Annotated in this window: 2 protein-coding genes and 1 pseudogene; all 3 read left to right on the top strand. The window is 57.7% G+C overall.

The annotated features are described in order from the left end of the window. Positions 1-794 precede the first annotated feature (794 nt). Positions 795-1751 carry a DUF1521 domain-containing protein gene (locus C4334_RS14460; RefSeq protein ID WP_352432796.1) on the top strand — a complete coding sequence of 319 codons (957 nt, stop codon included), beginning with the start codon at positions 795-797 and terminating at the stop codon, positions 1749-1751. A 116-nt stretch (positions 1752-1867) separates the two neighbouring features. Then, positions 1868-2386 carry a tetratricopeptide repeat protein gene (locus C4334_RS14455; protein WP_352432795.1) on the top strand — a complete coding sequence of 173 codons (519 nt, stop codon included), beginning with the start codon at positions 1868-1870 and terminating at the stop codon, positions 2384-2386. A gap of 206 nt (positions 2387-2592) precedes the next feature. Beyond that, positions 2593-3666: pseudogene (locus C4334_RS14450) on the top strand (hypothetical protein); the annotation flags it as partial.

Here is a 3666-nt window from a genome sequence, read left to right as displayed (position 1 = left end):
CGAAGCTAAACTGACGTCGGGCAGTAAGATAGAGCTTGTCGCATGAGTTTTTACTAGAACTTGCGTGGAGGCGCTTCGGCTGCTGGCGGATCGGTCGCGACGCACTAGCTGAGGCCACAGCTTGAGCGGCGCTGGTGCTTTCTGGGGAAGGTGCGGCAGACAAAGCGTCGCAGCGGTCGCGCGTCGGAGCGGGCTTCGGCTGGCAGCGCCACCTCGTCTGCTTTTGCCTGCGATAGCCGATGTTGATGTCTCATCATAAGCTCCCGACGAACCGTTTGTTGGTGCCTCTTGACCGCCGAAGAAGCGAACGTAGGTATATCTGCCGAAGTTTTGCCGCGCTCGCCGATCTGGTTTCCCTCTAGAACTGCTGTCATTCGTGTGTACGCAAGAGCGAACCAATGCTTATTCGTAAGATCAGACCTTCATCGGCTCGGTTTCTAGGGTGATGATCACGCTTCGCTCGAAGACAGAAGACGGGGAATTTTTCTTCTGGATGGAGGCGAGCCTCTTGCTGCCAACTGAAGACTTTTCCGTCGGGTAGATGCCGAAGCGTATGGTCCTCGAAGCGGTGGCCTTGCAAGCGGCCAGCCAAAAATTTTTTCCGTCGGAGAGGAAACATTTTTCTCAAACCGCCGATAATAATTTATAGAGAAAAATTAAAAATCCATGGGTCTGGCATGACGACCCTTGGACCGAGTTCAAAAAGCTTTCTCGGGAGGAGAGACGATGTGCACCAATTTCATTTCAACTAACTACTTGGCCAGCTTGAAGTTCGCCCCTTCTGTGAAGATCGCGTGGACTTGCGTCTGCTGGACTTCATCGACGCGGCGAGCGAACTGGCGCAAGCCTTCGGCAACTTTGCGGAGAAACTTGCGGCGTTGGTCGGAACCGAGATCGGCACATATGCCTTGACGCAACCAGCCCCAGTGAGCGCTCCGATGCCGAGCGATGCTCACCATCCAGCCGGCAGTTTAAAGACCGAAGGCAATGCCATACTGACGCCCGGCGGGTACAAGATCGAGATGATCGGGCAGTACGAGTGGAAGATCACGGGGCCGGACGGGAAATGGACGCGCATCTGGGGCGACCCGCACGTCGACGAGGGCGATCGCGACGGGGCGACCGATTGGGACTTCAAGCGCGACTCGATCTTCATGTTGCCTGACGGCACGCAGATCAACGTGACCACCGTGCCAGGCGGCGTGCCGGGCATGACCGTTACAGGCCAGTTGGAGATCATCAACGGCGTGGACCGCGTGGTCGTGACGGATATCGACAAGGGGGTGGGCCGGATCGGCACGATCACGCAAGATGGTCACCTGTACCGCGATCGGTTCAAAGGCGACATCTTTCGCATGGGGCGCGAGTCGGATGACTGGTCGTTCGAGGGGCGCGAGATCGTCGGCAGCGAGAACGGCGGCGAGTCCTTCAAGCTCGGCGGCGAACTCTATTCTGGCGATCTTTACTTCAAGATGGCCTACGAAGACGGAAGGGAGTTCGTCAACTCGTTGATGACGAGCTTCTTCGGATCGTGGCAAGAGAGTTGGCGGCCGCTGAGCGGCAGTTTCAACCCATACTACGACGCTAACAGCAGCTATGCGGATCGTGAGAAGCCATACGATCGACGAAAGCACATGGAGACTTTGGCTGAGGCGTTTCGAGCGTTGGCCGAGATGTTGACGGCTTTCGGACGCGTTCTGCGTTTGACCGAGCAGCTTTCGGCCTATCGTTCTTACGCTCAGCACGTCTGAGCTGGGCTTTCGTCGTCGCATCGTTCGACCGCACCGAAAGGAGGCTTCGGTGTGGTCGAACGGTGATTGGTCAGCGATTCAGCGCAGAGGATCGCGAGCAAACCGAGGAGGCGACAATGAGAGCAGACCCAAGCGAGAGCGGAAAGGTGGAAGTCGCTCCTGAATTTGCTGAGAGGCTGGCGCGCGGCGAGATCACGTTGGCCGATCTGATCGGCATGAGCAAAGAGAGGCAGTACGAAATAGCCAAGGTCGGCTATCAGTTGATGAACAGCGGGAAGCTGGATGAAGCGCGGGCGATCTATCGTGGGTTGGTTGCCGCCGACCCTTTTGACAGCGTCTTTCATTGTCATCTGGGAGCGATTCAGCTTCGACTCGGCGAGATCGAAGCTGCGATCAAAGAGTTCACTTCAGCGCTGCAATTGAACTCCAAAAATGTGGAGGCGCTGGCCGGTCGCGGCGAAGCCAATTTAAATCGCGGGCAATTGGCCGAAGCGATCTCAGATCTTCGCGCTGCCGTAGAACTCGATCCGCGAGGCGAAAGACCTGCGACCCTGCGCGCGCGGGCGCTTCTTTTGGCATTGCGCGAAGCGGCACAGCGGGCGCCACAAACGAGAGCGGACGAGGCGCAAAAGTGACGGCTTCCGAATTGGGCAAAAGAGGCGCGTGGTTTCACGGCGCACGGTTGCGGGGGCGTGCCTCTTTGCGAGACCTGAAGTAATGCGATGCGGCTTTCGTGCGCCTTTTGAGTCATTCACGCAGGATGGCCGAACGTGTACGGGGGACCGAATCATTTTGCGGCAGAGTGTTTTTTATTTTTGACTAAACGGGGAGGTGGAGAATCATGTCGAACAGTTTTCCCATTGGAAGAACGGGAATCAATCCGTTGACTAATTGGCTCGAAGACGAGCCCGAAGCGCAAAGCCAAGCTCCGTCGGCCTTGCCCGAACTACCAATAACTGATGCTGACGCAGCGCGCAAGCGCGAACTCGATTGGATGGCCGCCATGCGACGCGCGCAGGTGGAAGAGAAGTGGCGGCAAATGGAGCGAGCGAACGGCACACGCCCGACGCAGCACGTTAGCGGATCTTCGGGCGGGTATCGCGTGAGCGTCGAGTGGACCACCGCTGAACTGGGCTTGCGTGGCACGCGTCCGGCGCGAGTGGTTGTCAGCGAAGAGGCGATCGAACGCAAGGTGCTCGCCGCGCTCGGCTTCGACATCAACAACCCGGCGACGGTGCGAAAACTCCAAGAGCTTTTGCGCACGGACAAGTCGCCGCTGAGCGTGATCCACCTGAAAGACGCTGCGACCGGGCGACCCTTGGCCGACTGCGTTGCCGTGCGCACCGAGCGGGGGACTTACCGTCTCGAGCTGATGGTCGAAAAGGAGTTGTGGGACGATTTAAAGCTGCGAGCGGGGGAGACTCGGACGCAGATTAAACCGAGCGGGAGCGCCATCTCGATCAAATCCGGTGGACCGAGCACGTCCGCTGCCGCGCCGATCGGCTCGCAAGCCGCAACTTCACCTGCCATTGAACCAACTTCGGAGCGAAGCTCCGAGCCTGAAATGCATGAGACCAAGCCTGCAAGCGCCGAGCCGAAGATGAGCGAGGAAGAGCGGCAACGCTTGCGCGAGGAAGGGTTAGATATCGCGCAAGCGATTTTGGACTTAGTCGGAATATTCGATCCAACAGGCGCCGCCGACGGAGTGAACTTCTGGATCTCAGTCGCACGCGGCAACTACTTCGATGCGGCCGTGTCGGCAATGGGGCTGGTGCCCTATATAGGTGACCTATGCAAATCGATAAGATTGAAAAAGTTCTCGATAGCGTTAGGAAAGCTGCAGGAGTACGAAAAGCAACCAGAAAAGATGGAGAAGCTGATCGATGCAGCACCAGAATTGAAGAGCGCGCTAGAT

The sequence above is a fragment of the Pyrinomonas sp. genome (assembly GCF_040289685.1).
Classification (GTDB): Bacteria; Acidobacteriota; Blastocatellia; order Pyrinomonadales; family Pyrinomonadaceae; genus Pyrinomonas.
The sequence above is the reverse complement of the archived record's forward strand: the minus strand, read 5'-3'. Positions and strand labels throughout refer to the sequence as shown.